The 14681-nt window shown below is 67.1% G+C and carries 16 protein-coding genes, 1 tRNA gene and 1 pseudogene; 6 read left to right on the forward strand and 12 right to left on the reverse strand.

Annotated features, from left to right (window positions below; genetic code table 11):
• Positions 1-171: pseudogene (locus ASF21_RS15650) on the reverse strand (alpha/beta hydrolase); the annotation flags it as partial.
• Positions 172-570: 399 nt separating this feature from the next.
• On the opposite strand from ASF21_RS15650, the gene ASF21_RS15655 reads away from it, so the two are divergent.
• From ASF21_RS15655 to ASF21_RS15680, 5 genes are all read left to right on the forward strand, one after another.
• Positions 571-939, forward strand: coding sequence for a hypothetical protein (locus ASF21_RS15655; RefSeq protein ID WP_055773417.1), 369 nt, complete (start codon positions 571-573; stop codon positions 937-939).
• A gap of 394 nt (positions 940-1333) precedes the next feature.
• Positions 1334-1603 carry a hypothetical protein gene (locus ASF21_RS15660; protein WP_200914857.1) on the forward strand — a complete coding sequence of 90 codons (270 nt, stop codon included), beginning with the start codon at positions 1334-1336 and terminating at the stop codon, positions 1601-1603.
• A gap of 65 nt (positions 1604-1668) precedes the next feature.
• On the forward strand, positions 1669-1911 hold the full coding sequence (locus tag ASF21_RS15665; protein WP_157365952.1) for a hypothetical protein: 243 nt from the start codon (positions 1669-1671) through the stop codon (positions 1909-1911).
• Between the two features lie 79 nt (positions 1912-1990).
• Positions 1991-2689 (forward strand): ANTAR domain-containing protein, encoded by a 699-nt coding sequence (locus ASF21_RS15670; protein WP_055773421.1) that lies wholly within the window; start codon positions 1991-1993, stop codon positions 2687-2689.
• 721 nt (positions 2690-3410) lie between these two features.
• Positions 3411-4082: a GNAT family N-acetyltransferase gene (locus ASF21_RS15680; RefSeq protein ID WP_055773425.1), complete on the forward strand. Its 672-nt coding sequence runs from the start codon at positions 3411-3413 to the stop codon at positions 4080-4082.
• A 198-nt stretch (positions 4083-4280) separates the two neighbouring features.
• On the opposite strand, the gene ASF21_RS17460 is transcribed toward ASF21_RS15680, so the two are convergent.
• From ASF21_RS17460 to ASF21_RS15705, 5 genes are all read right to left on the reverse strand, one after another.
• Positions 4281-4502: an ANTAR domain-containing protein gene (locus ASF21_RS17460; RefSeq protein ID WP_055773427.1), complete on the reverse strand. Its 222-nt coding sequence runs from the start codon at positions 4500-4502 to the stop codon at positions 4281-4283.
• Positions 4503-4539: 37 nt separating this feature from the next.
• Complete coding sequence (locus ASF21_RS17005; protein WP_157365953.1) at positions 4540-4800, reverse strand: hypothetical protein; 261 nt, start codon at positions 4798-4800, stop codon at positions 4540-4542.
• A 1320-nt stretch (positions 4801-6120) separates the two neighbouring features.
• Complete coding sequence (locus ASF21_RS15695) at positions 6121-6381, reverse strand: hypothetical protein (protein ID WP_157365954.1); 261 nt, start codon at positions 6379-6381, stop codon at positions 6121-6123.
• Between the two features lie 118 nt (positions 6382-6499).
• Complete coding sequence (locus ASF21_RS15700; protein WP_055773433.1) at positions 6500-6847, reverse strand: hypothetical protein; 348 nt, start codon at positions 6845-6847, stop codon at positions 6500-6502.
• Positions 6848-7135: 288 nt separating this feature from the next.
• Positions 7136-7222: transfer RNA gene (locus tag ASF21_RS15705), tRNA-Leu, on the reverse strand.
• Between the two features lie 279 nt (positions 7223-7501).
• Here ASF21_RS15705 and ASF21_RS15710 point away from each other — a divergent pair.
• Positions 7502-7777, forward strand: coding sequence for a hypothetical protein (locus ASF21_RS15710; protein ID WP_157365955.1), 276 nt, complete (start codon positions 7502-7504; stop codon positions 7775-7777).
• A gap of 15 nt (positions 7778-7792) precedes the next feature.
• Here ASF21_RS15710 and ASF21_RS15715 read toward each other — a convergent pair whose 3' ends face one another.
• From ASF21_RS15715 to ASF21_RS15740, 6 genes are all read right to left on the reverse strand, one after another.
• Positions 7793-8530 (reverse strand): M50 family metallopeptidase, encoded by a 738-nt coding sequence (locus ASF21_RS15715; RefSeq protein ID WP_055773437.1) that lies wholly within the window; start codon positions 8528-8530, stop codon positions 7793-7795.
• Positions 8531-8566: 36 nt separating this feature from the next.
• Positions 8567-9811, reverse strand: coding sequence for a kynureninase (locus ASF21_RS15720; protein ID WP_055773438.1), 1245 nt, complete (start codon positions 9809-9811; stop codon positions 8567-8569).
• Between the two features lie 124 nt (positions 9812-9935).
• Positions 9936-10901: a trypsin-like serine peptidase gene (locus tag ASF21_RS15725; RefSeq protein ID WP_235499056.1), complete on the reverse strand. Its 966-nt coding sequence runs from the start codon at positions 10899-10901 to the stop codon at positions 9936-9938.
• A gap of 154 nt (positions 10902-11055) precedes the next feature.
• A complete protein-coding gene (locus ASF21_RS15730) occupies positions 11056-11973 on the reverse strand; it encodes a MaoC family dehydratase (protein WP_055773442.1) in 918 nt (305 codons plus the stop codon).
• Positions 11970-13346 (reverse strand): 3-oxoacyl-ACP reductase, encoded by a 1377-nt coding sequence (locus ASF21_RS15735; RefSeq protein ID WP_055773443.1) that lies wholly within the window; start codon positions 13344-13346, stop codon positions 11970-11972. Before ASF21_RS15735 ends, ASF21_RS15730 begins: the two co-directional genes overlap by 4 nt.
• Positions 13346-14662 (reverse strand): acetyl-CoA C-acetyltransferase, encoded by a 1317-nt coding sequence (locus tag ASF21_RS15740; protein ID WP_055773445.1) that lies wholly within the window; start codon positions 14660-14662, stop codon positions 13346-13348. Before ASF21_RS15740 ends, ASF21_RS15735 begins: the two co-directional genes overlap by 1 nt.
• Positions 14663-14681: the final 19 nt, after the last annotated feature.

Here is a 14681-nt window from a genome sequence, read left to right on the forward strand (position 1 = left end):
GGTGATCACCCGGTACCCGGCAGACTGCAGTGCAGGGACCTGATTCTTAAACGCCTCCCCCGACAGGGGCCACCCATGAATCAGGACCACGGGACGACCGGTACCACCGGTGTCATCGACGTGGAGGTTGGTGTTCTTGAACAGACCATGATGCGCGACGATCTCCGCCATAGGGGTAACTCCTTCTGATGCTTCACTGATACTTCACCGAAGCTTCTCTGTCGGTGACGCGCCATGGGCGCGTCCTTCACCCTAGACATTCGTCAGCATGCTGTCGTTCGGATGGGTGCCGGTTGCGCTGCCGCAAGACGCGTGATGCCACGCTGGGCAGCCGGGCCCCAGGGTCGGACCTGGATGCGCCGGAGATGGAGGGCCTATCGTCTGTAGCGGTCGCGCCATGCCGGATCGTCAAACAGTGCCCCACAATCGGTGCTTGCTTGACGTCGGTGCGGCTGGTCGCGTTGACTCATCAGTAGGCCCAGCATCTGGTCAAGAAGCGGCTGGATACTGAGCAGGGCCCGCCCGGGTCCTTAAGCGATCGGGCCGATCTCCGGTAGAGGGGGTTCTCCTATGAAGGCAGTAGTTTTCAAAGCACCGGACGAACTGTCCGTCGAGACCGTCGATGACCCCACGATCCAAGGTCCACTGGACACGATCATCCGGATCACGACAGCGAACATCTACGGGTCCGACCTACACCCGTATGAGGGGCGCATCGGGTTCAACGACTGCGAAGCGTTCATTGAAGGCATCAGCATCGCCGGCGGCCAATGCCCGGTGAAAAAGTACAACCGGGAGCTACGGGACATCATCATCCGCGGACGGGCGAACCCGTCCTGGATCGTCTCCCATGAACTCTCACTCGACGACGCCGTGGACGCCTACTCCAACGTCGACAAGCGCGAGAACGGCTGGACCACAGTCCTCCTCCACCCCTGATATCCACGCCTGTCAGCTGCCTGAATCACTGACTGAAGTCGGTCAACGGACGTTGACCAGTCGACCGACAGGTGGCGAGTGAGCCGCCTGCTAGCTGGGGAGGCCGAGGATCGGCGAGGGGACGCACGTGACCTTCACCGCCAATGCGGTGAAGCTCCATGGTCACCCCCACCCTCCTGACTACCAGGATCACTGAAGGGAACGCAGCCCCTCATGGCTGATCCAGCTGCTCTTGCGTTGATCTGTACGTTGACACCCCCCCCTGATCCTCGCCGCAGACATCCTGGTCCTGTCCACCCCGATCTGGATTCGCCACCCCTGCAGCATCGCCCAGCAGGTCATGGAACGCCTTGACGCCTAGTTGTTCGCAACCGATGACGAGGGACGGCGCAGCATGTACGGGAAAGTCGCCACCGTCGCTGTCGTCGGCAACGAAGACGGCGCACACGAAACCGTCGCGGACCTCATGCAGGGACTCAACGACGTCGGGTTCACCCTCCCCGTACAGGGCGGCACCTATTGGGTTGGCGAAGCCATGCAAATAGTCGCCTTCAAGGACCTCGACCAGGTCCCCGACCCCGTCGCGTCCACCGACCCCGGGCTGTTCCGCAACGCCGCCCGCCTCGCCGCCTACCTCAAAGCCACCCCGAATCCGACCGGTTGACGAGATGACAGGTCTACGGTGGGTGTAGCGCAACCTTGTGAGGAGGGACAGCGATGGGCAGACCGATGACTGCCGCTGAACAGTACACCGCCCTTTCCTCGACAGTGCACCTCCTCGGAATCAGCCTGCCTGACCTGTGGTTGGAGTACTACGCAATGGGCGGCAACCTCGAACTCTTGGACCTCGATGCCTACGTCTACGGGATAAACACCCTCCCGGCCGTAGATCGATCCATGCTCGAACAGGTTCTGCGGGAGCTGGACCCCGTGATCTTCAACCTCGCCACAGACGCTTCGGGAATTCCCTGATCAGTCCGCCCCTGGCTGCCCTCCGGTTCATGTCGGACCGTGTCAGACCGTGTTGCTATTATTCAGGGCGAACAGAGTTATGCAGCTAGCTCTGCGACGACCCGTAGAGAGCCATCTCCTCGTGCAGTCATTCGATGATGCCCCGAAGTCCACCCCTGGCTTCGGTGTACCTTCTCACCTGTTCCATAACTGTCCGACCGGGACCTTCCAGTACTACTTCGCGACCGGCACCTTCCACTGGTCCGACGAGATGTTCATCATGCACGGGTACGAGCCCGGCGAGATCGAGCCGACCTTCGAGCTCGGCCAGTCCCACGTCCACCCCACGATGCGGGAGAGCAGCGCTTCATTCTGGGTCGAAGTGACAGACCACGCCGGCCCATTGTCGATGTATCTGACCCTTCAGGACAGAAGGGGCAAGGACTATCAGACTCTCGTAGTGGGCGGACCACTGTTCGAGGACGGTCAGCACGTCGGGGTGTGGGGGCTGCTGATCGATCTCACGCGCTCAATCCACACCGATTCGCACCGGCTCGCCAACGAAGCCGTCGCCGCGGCCACCCTGAAGCGCAGCACCATCGATCAGGCCAAAGGCATCCTCACCGGCATGACCGGCATCAGCGCCAGCGAAGCCTTCGACGTCATCTCCCAACACAGCCAGGACACCAACCGCAAGGTCAGCCTTATCGCACAGGACATCGTCGACGCCATCGGGCACCACATCCCCCGGCAGATCGACGGCAAGGACCGGGCACGTCAGTTCCTGCGCTCTCTGTAGCCGCACTCCCCTGGCGGGTGCGTCATGCGCATGTCTGCTGTTGACCGGGCCTTTGACCACGATCAGTCATCGGGGTGACGTTGCCGAATGGAGGGCTCAGCGCTCATCAACGGAGCTTCGAGCGACGTCGGCCGGGTCATCGCCGTGTCCCTTGCAGCACGCAACGACATAGTGCACCTTCAGGGGCGCGATGCTGGCCGCCTCGCCGAAACGGCGGAATCAACCCCTACCAGCTGATCGGCGTCGGGCCCGGTGAGGGCTGCGATGTCGCAGATGAGGAATTGAAAGGTCCAAAACGGCCTCACAAGCGGCACGTCGTCCTCGATAGAGCCGGGCTTCGGAACGTCGTCGAGGTCGGCCATCTGCGACTCAGGAGCGCCGTACAGGATCGGTGTGCCCGATGCCGGCGGAGACGGTTGCCGCTGTATTGAGTAGTATCTTCGGTGGCGATCTCTTCACCGGTAGTCCCCCTCCGCGGGGTCCCTACCAGGACGTGCGGCTTCATCTGTATAGCAGTGGGCAGGAAGGCGTAGAGGAGCGGTAGCGATACTGCACAAAATTCGTGCCCTGTCGCCCCGTTCAACCTCCCAATCCCTCACGGGTTGGCTGTCACCAACTGTTCAGCTGATGCTGGTTGCTTCTGCGGGCTTTAGGTCTAGTGTTCGAATCACACATAGGTCTAGACACAGGCCAGGGATGTGTATTGAATGCGGAGACGGCCATGACCGAACTGATGAATCACCCCGCAATACCCACGAGCACCACTGCCGCTGCAGCATCGCTCACGCTCCTCACAGAATCCGATCGGGCCAAGACGACGGCAAAGCTCACCCGGGCGAATCAGTTCGGGATGATCGACACGGAGCAGCTGACTGCGTGGATGGAATCCCGGCAGGAGCCTGATGACTCCCTCACTGACGATGAACGACCGACCCCAGCTGTTCTCGCGTCACTCTCTGTCCGCCGGTTGAGGACGCTGGTCAACCAGGCGTACACGCTGATGGATACCGGCTTCCCGCCCAGCCGGACGGTGGACCGGTACGAGATGCTCGTCGACGAGCTCGAGCGCAGAGCCGAGGCAGCGAAGAAACGGCATCCGGTGAGCGCGACGCGGGAGAAGTTCCGCGATAACTCGCTGTCCTCCCGGTTCGAGCTGTTCATCGACGGACACGTGGTCGCGTACATGCAGTACCGGATGACCGGCGGGGACCTGACCCTGATCATGGGTGACGAACTGCCGGGGTTCCGGAACCAAGGCGCTGCTACAACCCTGATGCGCGACATCGTCCTCGACGCCCACAAGCGGCGGTTGAACCTCATCCCCCGTTGCCCGATGGCTCACGCGTTCCTGGCCGATCACCCTCAATATCAGCAGTACACCGGCCACCATTGACCTATCGCTGATTCGCTGGGTCCCGCTTTCGCTGTGGAGCCAGCGGCATCCGGTCGGGCAGGGCTGCGGTGGGGCGTTGTCGGCTGTCCTGTCTGAGCCGGCCGCTCCAACTGGTGCGGTCGTCAGTCGGGGGTCGTCAGTCGGGGGTAGCAAATCGGGGGCGCTCAACCGGGTAGTCGGCTCATGGGTGGAAGTTCTCTATGGGGTGGGTGTGGTGCCGATGTTGTCGAGGATGCTTTGGGCGAGGACCAGCAGCTTCATGTTGCGGAAGCTGGAGGTCTGACGGAGGGTGACGAAGGCTTCCTCCTGGCTGCAGAGGGTCTGGGACATGATGATTCCTCCTGCGGTGTCGATGACGTGCCGGCCCTCCATCGCGGCGCGTAGGTCAGCGCCCGTATCGGACAGGTCCGCCAGGCGCACTGCGATCCGGAGGGACTTCGATGCCTCCTGCGCGAATCTATGGGCCAGATTCGTGGACCGGGGTGTGAAGGCGCCGGGCTTCGTCGAGGTAGACCTCTCGTTCCTCGTGGGCCGCTGTCAGGCGTGGCCCGTCATCGGACCCGCACTGGACCTCGTCCATCTTCTGGGCAACGTCATTGCTGCTGGACACCGTCGCTGCGCGGCGTGGCAGCAGGAGCGTCACCCCGCAGAACACGTCCTCTCCTGGGGTTTCGAGGACATCGACCGCCGTGCTCACCAGGATCTCGAGGTGCTCCACGAGGTTCCCGCTATCGGTGACCGAGCGGTGTAAGAGCTCGGGGATCTCTCGGTCGTGCTCGGAGCCGCCCTTGGTGTCAGGGTCCGCGCCTTAGGGGGCATTGTCTTGCGCGAATGAACGGTTGTTCATCATGGTCCTCACCACAGCTGAGGCCCTTGTAGGCGAGCTCTCAGAATTCGAGCGCCTACCGGAAGTACCCGTGTCATGACATCGTCCTCGGTACGGGACGATCTGAGCGACCATACCGGTAGCGTCACCGGCCATGGCACCTCGCCCGCGTCCTGGTTTCTCCACAACGTTCCACCGCGATCTGGTATCACTCCGACCAACGCGGAAGCCCGCCGATCACTGTCCTCGATACCGCACCGGGAGGGCCCCTGGCGGGGACCGTGCTCGCACCTGATGCCGGGAACCGGTCAGCTCGTAGGTCAGGGTGAGCGGCGCCGGGCGTACTCGGCACGCAGCGTCAGGATGGAATTGACCAGCCGATACTCGTACACAGCGTCTTCGGGCGGATCCGATGTGTCCAGAACCTCGTAGAGCCGGTTCGCATGGACGCGAAGCTCCCGCAAGGGCATCCGCAGGTAATTCGGGGGCCGAGCGTCAGAAGGATTCCGCAGTGGTCCGGACGGCGACTCTACGGGCGACGTCGTTGGTGATTCGAGGCGGGGTGTTGAGCAGTGGGGGCACATCATCATCTCCAGACACGACGTTGGTCGAGCCCACTGCTGAGCCGCTGGCAGGCACTCTACCCAAACACGAACCCCCCAGCCAATGAACCCGCACATCATGACGACGACAAAGCGCAGTTCATGAGCAGATGCAGATCTGCTACGTCGAGTTCCTGGAACCCCGTTGTAGGTGTCCGGCTGTTCCAGCACGATTCACGCACCGGCCGACTGCAGTGAGGGGATGCAGGACAGTCTCTCGTGGACATGCTCTCTGACCGCGTCAGCTTGCTCTTGACTCGGCCGCCACCGGGTCTCGTGCGGTGGCAGTGGGCCGGACTGCTCGCTGGTGTTGTGTCCTGGTCCATGCAGCGCACTCGCATCAAGCCCGGTGCGCGTGCTCGGGGCAGTAGTAGCGGCCGACGTCGACGGTGATCGTCCTGTACAGCCAGCCCTCGGGCAGGGCCTTCCCTCGTCCTGAAGTTTGGTCGTCGCGCGGCAGACGCAGCACTATGCCAGGGCTGGAGTTCTCATCAGGTCATGCGTCTGTTTCGGCTAGGTGGGGAGCGCTCTCACCCAGTAGAACTGTCGGTGAGGGCCCCGGTCGTCTGTGTGTTGATCCCCCATCCACGCAACCTCCCCGGGGCCTTCGTCATTGTTCCTCAAACGAACCGGTGGGCGGAGACTTGGGCTCGCCGGCGAGCTTGTCGAGCTCGCCCTTCTTGTAGATCCTGATGACGTCCTGCCAGCCCTCGGGCATCCGCGGCCGGTGCAGCGGGCAGAATGTCAGTCCCGCATCCGCGATGTACGCCCAATCCTTCGGCGTTCCATCACCGGTGAGCGTCAGCGGGGCGGTCCTGCCGCATTCCGCGCATTCGGCCACTTGGTCATTGTCGGGGCGGGTCGCAGGCATCTGCTCAGTCTGTCAGCACCCGCCAACCCCATGCTGCCGAAGGGTGTCAGCGTCGTGTTCTACGCTCTGTAGTGGAGTCCTGTCCGGGGTGTCCGTCGTACTCCACCTACCGTGCATCCTAGTCAGGACGTCCCACTCTCATGGAGCACTTTCCTCGAGTACTGCCTGACTGGGTGCCGGTGTGCAGCGCAGCAGCTCGGATGACAGTGCCCTGAGGCCAGTCGTAGAGCCGGGCGAGGCGCACGATGGACGTCGGGGTACCGTCCTCGGTGAACTCGAACCCTGAGTGTTCGTGGCTTCCGCCGGCGTGCGCGACCGCGGCGAGGACACGTGCCAGCACGCCACGGTCCAGGCCCGGGATGACGTCGCCGAGGTCGACCAGCGCTCCCCCGTCGTCGAGGGGGGCGATCACCGGTATGAATCGGCGTTCGTCACCGGAGAGTCGTTCGAGGGTGCCCTCGATCACTTCGAAGTCGACGAAGGGCCAGCGGCTGCCCCTACCGATCCACGGCTGTCCGATCTATCAAAGAGACGTCCTCGAACCGGTGAGACGTCCGTTCAGAAGGTCGCTTGTCGACCCGTTGCCGCAGGGAGGCCGTCTGACCGTTCCTGCGGCTTCTTCTCTCTATGCTCGCCATGCACTTCACGGGGCGGTCCGAGCGGCCACGGGTCGCGGATGGGCGCACTCACGTGGTCGGCGAAAGCCGCCGCGTGGTCGAGGGCACAAAAAAACCCCGGCGAACCGGGGTTCTCTTGGTGCGCGGAGGGGGACTTGAACCCCCACCCTCAATAAGAGGACTAGCACCTCAAGCTAGCGCGTCTGCCATTCCGCCACCCGCGCGGGTGGTTTTTCGCCGTATAAACCGGCGAAAGCAACGAGAAAGACTCTACCACGAGAACCGCTCAGGAGTTGAATCGGCGGCCTGCCCTCGGGCCGCCGACGACAACCGGCACAACATGGAGCACGGAGCACGGAGGACCCCCTACCGTGGCGCCCGCGACCGCGGCAACCACCCCCTGCCCGACCCGTCGCACACGTCGCGCGGCATATGCTGGCCAGACCACGGACCGGCATGTGCCGTGGTGACGAGGAAATTCAAGGCAACAGGGAATGGATGCGGTGGACGAGACGAATCCCGGCCAGGAGCAGTTCGCCCTGACGTTCGACGCCATGAGACGGACCAACATCTCCACGGGGGAACTCTGGCTCCACTACTTCAGCATGGGCGGAGGCGTCGACGAGTACGAGGTGATCGCCTACCTGCACGGTTTGATCGACCTGCCGGAACATGAGCGCGACTGCATCTCGCAGGCTGTCAACGAGCTGTACGACGACCTCTGCCGGCAGCGTGGCGCCCCCTACAGCTCCGGGCGTACGAGGATCTGCGACGACTGACGAGGGGCCCTGCGGTCAGGGCGCGACGGCGATGAGCGCCAGCGGGCCGCACGCGAGTGCCAGCGACCCGCCGATGACGACGGCGAACCCACCGAGCCACAGCGCCGACGGGATGCCGGTGGCGGCCTTCAGCAGGTAGGCGTCGGACGACCCCAGGTCCCGCCGTCGGGCATGGACCCGCACCACCTTGATCCAGTCACGGCAGGCACCCACGAGCAGGGCGATCCCGAGGACCAGGCAGGCGTATCCCGCGGGCTCCCCTCCCCCGAACCACACGAGCGCGAGGGCGACGGCGGCGCTGCCGCCCAGGATCAGGATGCCCTGTGCGTTTCGCACGAGGACGAGGGCTGCCACCAGGAGCAGCGCCCCGGTTGAGAGCGCAGCCCCCGCCCACCCGTGCGCGGCACTCCACAGGAGCCCGAGCCCGACGACCGCAGGCACGGGGTAGCCCCAGAACGTGGTGAAGGCCGCGCGCCGGCCGCCGCGCCCGAGACTGGTGGTGGTGCCCGAGTGGTCGAGGCGGAGAGTGATCCCTGTGACGCGCTGCAGGGTGAGCAGGGCGGCCCCCACGTGACCCAGTTCGTGGACCACGGTGACGAACAGTCCGAAGACGCGCCAGGAACGCCGCGGGACGCACAGCACGGCGGCAGCGACCGCGATCACCAGGATGCCGGTGAGCCCCACCGACGGCGGAGCGGCTTGCGCGAATCCGCCGACGATGCGGTCCAGGAACTCGGCCGCCGGCGTGCTCATGTGCTGTCCCGTCCCACCCCGGCCTGCACGGCCGTCCTACCGATCGGCGTCGGCCGCCCGGTCGAGCCGCTCGGCGATGGCACCGATCGCGACGGCGACCTCCGCGAAGGAGGTCGACAGGGGCGACAGTCCGAGCCTGATGCCGTTCGGATTGCGGTAGTCGGGAATGATGCCGTCCGCCCACAGATCGGGCACCATGGCGGCGAACGCGGGATGATCGATGGTGATGTGACCGCCACGCCGGGCGGGATCGCGCGGTGAGGCGACAACGACGCCGTGCGGCGCGAGCACGGCCTCCACGGCCTCGACGGCGAACGCCGTGAGCCGCTCGGACTTCGCCCGGACGGCGGGCATGCCCACAACCTCGAGCAGGTCCAGCATGTCGCGCATGGCGATCATGCCGACGATGGGCGGGGTTCCCGAGACGAGCCTGCGGATCCCGTCCGCCGGCCGGTACGCGGCACCCATCGCGAAGGGGTCTGCGCTGCCGAGCCAGCCGGGGATCGGCTGGTCGAGCGTCGCCAGGTGCCGCTGCGCGACGTACGCCCAGGCGGGAGCGCCCGGTCCACCGTTGAGGTACTTGTAGCTGCACCCGGCCGCGAAGTCCACGTCCCAGGCGTCCAGCTCGGCCGGGACGGACCCGACCGAATGGCTGAGGTCCCACAGGACCAGCGCCCCGGCGTCGTGGACCACCCGCGTGATGCCCTCGACGTCGGCGATGTGGCCGGACCGGTAGGCCACGTGGCTGAGCAGCACCAGGGCGGCCTGTGGCCCGACGGCGCCCGCAACGTCCACCGTCGTCGCCCCGCCGTCGTAGGCGACGTCGATCCAGCGCACCGTCAGGTTCCGCTCGCGGGCGATGCCCTCCACGATGAAGCGGTCCGTCGGGAAGTTGTCGCGGTCCACGACGATCTCGGTCCGCTCCGGCCGCGCTGCAACGGCCGCGCGCGCCAGCTTGTAGAGGAGGACGCTCGTGGAATCGGCGACGATGCACTGTCCCTCGGCGGCACCGAGGGCCACCCGCCCGATCCTGTCGCCCACCTGCTGCGGCAGCTCCAGCCAGCCCTCGTCCCAGCCCCGGATGAGGCGGCCGCCCCACTGCTCCCCGACGAACGCCGTGAAGCTGTCCGGCGTCACGGCGAGGGGACGACCGAGGGAGTTGCCGTCGAGGTACGAGCGGACGGATGCATCCGCGGTCCCCAGGAAGAGTGCGCGGTGACGGGCGAGGGGGTCGGCGGCGTCGAGCTCGGCCGCCCTGTCGGCGAGGGTGGAGCTGGTCATCGCCCCAGTCTAGGTGGCGGGCCCTGCCGTTCCTGCGACGGCGGAGGTCCAGGAGGGCGGCTCCCTGGGGAACCGCCCTCTTGGATGCTGCACGGGTACTGCGTGGGTACTGCGCGCGGGACGACTACCGGCTGGATGCCGTGCTGTAGGCCGCCTGGATGGAACTGCCGAAGTACGGGCCGTACATGACGTTCTTCTGGGTGCTGTAGCCGAAGCTGTTGACGGAGTTCTGCGTGCCGCCGGATCCGGAGCCGACGAACCACGGACCGCCCGAGGAGCCGCCGGTCATGTCGCAGGGGATGCCCTGCGACTGCGTGCCGCCGATGCGATCAGCCGTTGCGGTCCCCGTGCAGCTGTAGAGGCGCTCACCGTTGAAGGGCGAGGCGGCAGGGTAGCCGTACGCGGTGTAGTTCAGCCCGCGGGCCATGTTGAAGCCGATGCTCGATGCGCCGACCGTCGCCGAGAGCGTCCGGCCGTTGAGGGTGTTCATGGCGGCGAAGGCGCCGTCGTAGTTGATGTCGTTGCGGGAGACCCACTCGCTCGCTGCGACCAGCGAACGCGCGGTAAACTTGCCGTAGGGCGCTGCACCGTTGTTGTAGGCGGGTACGAAGACGAAGTTCGTGACGAAGCCCGTGGCGAGGTCGTGCGTGCAGTGGCCGGCGGTGGCGACGACACTCTGGTTACCGCTCTGCACGGAGTTGCCCGAGCACACGTAGTTCTGGCCGCCCTGGGTGAAGAACACCTTGCCGATGCGCGGTACGGCCGTCTGGGCGACGGCGCGGGGTTCGACGACGGGCTGCTTCGGCGCCTTGCCCACCGACTCCTGGCCTGCCTTCGGCATGATGGACCGGCCCTCGGCCGCCCATCCGGAGTTGATCGCGGTCGCCGGCTTGGCGTTCTTCATCCTGTCCGCGGTCCAGTAGGCGTCCAGCGTCGCCTGGCTCTCGTTCTGGGCGTGGGACACGACGCCGGCGACGCTCGTGTCGGTGGCGGGCGACGGCGCTGCCTGGACCGGACCTGCTGCCATCAGCGCTGATGCCATCAGGGCCGACGCGGCGATCATGCCGGCTTTGAGACCTCTAGAGTTCACGAAACTCCTCTTTCCATCCAGTGGGGCGGCCTTCGGGGGCCGGTTCCTGGAGTCTGCCCCGCGCCCACGTGCCCTGCCCAGCCGATTCGGTGACTTCGGCGGAATTACCCGTGAAAACCACCGGCTCTCTGGACAGGGCCTGCCGGGCATGGAACTATTCCGCGCCGACCCACCCCGTGAAATGCGGCCGGCGGCGCTTCGCGTCCCAGCCCACGACGTCGATCCGGGAGCGGGGAGCAGCGTCCCCGCCGGCCGGCGATGCGAAGCAGAGCGTCACCGTGCCGGGCAGCTGCACGGGCGTGGCGAAGTCCACGCGCCACGAGAGCGCACCCGACGGAGCAGGAACCGCTTCGTCGACCATCCGTGCCGCGAGGTACATGCCGTGGGCGATGGCGCCCTTCATGCCCAGCATCCGGGCGGAGGGACCGCTCAGGTGGAGGGGGTTCCAGTCTCCCGACACGGCCGCGTACCGCCTCCCCAGGTCGGCGTCGAGACGCCAGCGTCCCGTCGGGACGGGCGGGACGAAGGCGGGCCGCTCCACGGATGAGCGTTCCGGTGCGCCCTCCGACCGGATGCCGCGGGCGAGGTAGACGGAGCGTCCCGACCACACGCGCTGCCCGTCGACGGCGATCTCCGTCACGAGGTCGACCTGCGTCCCGGCGGGGTGGGGCCTGAGGGACTCGCTCCACGCGACGACGTCGAGCGTCTCCGACGCGACGACCTGCCGCTCCTGCCGGACCTCGTTGCTGAGGTGCACCATGCCGAGGAGCGGCAGGGGGAAGTCAGGCCGTGCGAGCACGCTCATGGCCACGGGGAACGCGACGGTGTGCAGGTAGGCCGAGGGCAGCTGGTCCCGGGCCGCGGACCCGAGCAGATGCTGGAAGCGCGTGAGTGCGGGCAGCTCCACGCGCACGCCGCCGACACGGTGCCGCACGGCGGGCAGGACCGACGGCCGACCCTTCCGCGTCACCCTGCGGCTGACTGTCGTCCGCACCGCCCGGCGGTACAGCCCGGCGAGGGCGGGGACGGCCTCCAGCTGCACCAGGTGGGCCGGGCCGTTCTCCTGGCTCACGCGCCCACCAGGTTCTGCCCGCACACACGGATCACCTGGCCGTTGATGCCGGCCGCCGCATCGGAGGAGAGGAACGCGACGGTCTCCGCGACGTCGACGGGCAGGCCGCCCTGCTGCAGGCTGCTGAGGCGCCGGGCGACCTGGCGCGTGAGCGGCGGGATCTTCGCCGTCATGTCGGTCTCGATGAAGCCGGGGGCGACGGCGTTGATGCTGCGGCCCGCGCCCCCGAACTCGGCCGCCTGCGCCCGGACCATGCCGATCACACCCGCCTTGGACGCAGCGTAGTTGCTCTGCCCGCGGTTTCCGGCGATGCCGCTCGTCGAGGCCAGGCTGACGATCCGTCCAGTCTCCGAGAAGACCGGGGAGGCGATGAACTGCTCGTTCATCCGCAGCTGCGAGGCGATGTTGACCGCGATGACGGACTCCCAGCGGGACGCATCCATGTTGGCCAGGAGCTTGTCCCGCGTGATCCCGGCGTTGTGCACCACGATGTCGAGCGTTCCGAAGCGCCGGCGCACGTGGTCGAGGATCCGCACGGCGGCGTCCGCCGCGGTGATGTCCAGCTGCAGCGCCGTCCCGCCGACGCTGTTCGCCACGTCGGCGAGCTGCTCCCCCGCGGCCGGGACGTCGACGGCGACGACACGCGCTCCGTCCCGCGCCAGGACCTCGGCGATCTTCGCACCGATGCCGCGGGCAGCGCCCGTGACCACGGCGGTCTTCCCGGCGAGGGGCTGGTCCGCGACGCCCTCCCCCGAGGCAGCGGTCGCGGCGGCGAGGTCGGTGATGCTCCCCGACGGAGTGGAAGCCACCTCGACGAACTGGCCGTCGACATAGGCGCTGCGACCCGAGAGGAAGAAGCGCAGGGCGCCGAGCGTCGTCGGATCCGTCGTGGTGGCGTCGCCGCGCAGGATGATGCCGTTCGCCGTCGCCCCGCCCCGCAGTTCGTGCGCGACCGAGCGGAGGGCGCCGTCGATCCCCTGGCGGGCAGCCGCCTGCGCGGGTCCGGAGGCGTCCGCGGCCGAGCGGAGGACGCCGATCACGCGTCCGCCCGGTACCAGCAGCCTGACGGCGTGCCCGAGTTCGAGCATCGGGGCAGCGAGGTCGGCGGGCTCGGTCGCTGCCTCCAGGACGACGACGGCGGCGCTCAGCTTCTCGCCGGGCAGGACGTGGCGCCGCACCTCGATGTCCCAGCCGAGCAGCACGTCGGCGAGCGCGTCCGCCCCCGCACCGGCGCCGGCGACCAGGACGGGGTGGGGCGCGAGCACCTCACCGGGCGTCCAGCGTCGCAGCACCGAGGGGCGGGGAAGACCGAGCGCCTTGGCGATCCTCGCGGGCAGGGGCGTGTTGACGAGGTCCAGGTACGCGTCGGCCATCAGTTCCTCGCCTCGAGGATCGCGACGACGCCCTGGCCACCCGCGGCGCAGACGGAGATGAGTCCTCGTCCGCCCTGCTCGGAGAGGGTCTTGGCGAGGGACGCGACGATGCGCCCGCCCGTCGCGGCGAACGGGTGCCCGGCAGCGAGCGAGGACCCGTTGACGTTGAGCTTCGAACGGTCGATGCTGCCGAGCGCGCCGTCCAGGCCGAGCACTCGCCTGCAGTACTCCTCGTCCTCCCAGGCCGCGAGCGAGCTGAGGACCGTCCCGGCGAACGCCTCGTGGATCTCGAAGAAATCGAAGTCCGCGAAGGTGAGGCCGTTGCGCTTCAGCAGGCGGGGCAGCGCGTGGACCGGCGCCATCAGCAGGCCCTCGTCGCCCTGCACGAAGTCCACCGCGGCCGCCTCGGCGTCGACGACGTTCGCGAGCATGGGCAGGTTGTTGGCACGCGCGTAGTCCTCGCTGCCGAGCAGCACGACGGCGGCTCCGTCGGTCAGCGGCGTGGAGTTGCCGGCCGTCATGGTCGCCGGGCTGTCGAGACCCTTGCCGAAGACGGGCTTGAGCGTTGCGAGTTTCTCCGGCGAGGTGTCGGCGCGGAGGTTCGCGTCACGCATCAGTCCACGGTAGGGCGTCAGGAGATCGGCGAAGAAGCCCCGGTCGTAGGCTGCCGCGAGGTTCTGGTGGCTACGGTAGGCGAGCTCGTCCTGGGCCTCGCGGGTGATCTGCCAGGCGGCGGTGGTGATGGCCTGGTGCTCCCCCATGGACAGCCCGGTCCGGGGTTCGCCCGTGCCCGGCGCGTTGGGCGAGAGGTCCTTCGGCCGGAGCGTGCTGAGGATGCGGATCTTCTGCTGGGTCGTCCTGGCGCGCGAGAGGTCCAGCAGGACGCGGCGCAGCCCCTCGCTGACGGCGATCGGGGCGTCGGACGCCGAGTCGACGCCGCCGGCGATCCCTGACTCGATCTGGCCGAGCTTGATCTTGTTGGACAGCCCCACCACGGTCTCGAGTCCGGTGGCGCAGGCCTGCTGCAGGTCGTAGGCGGGAGTCTCCGGCGAGAGTGCCGATCCGAGTACTGCCTCGCGGGTCAGGTTGAAGTCGCGGGAGTGCTTCAGGACGGCGCCCGCGGCGACCTCCCCGATGCGCTCGCCCTGCAGGCCGAAGCGGGCCACGAGTCCGTCGAGCGCGGCGATGAGCATGTCGCGGTTGGACGAGTAGGCGTAGGCACCGCCGGCGCGGGCGAAGGGGATGCGGTTGCCGCCGATGACGACTGCCGTGCGGGGTGACTGGGCAGCGTTCTGCGCCCCGGCCTGATCTGCCATGGAAGAACTCCTGGTACGA

It is taken from the genome of Arthrobacter sp. Leaf234 (assembly GCF_001422665.1).
In the GTDB taxonomy this organism is placed as follows: domain Bacteria; phylum Actinomycetota; class Actinomycetes; order Actinomycetales; family Micrococcaceae; genus Arthrobacter_D.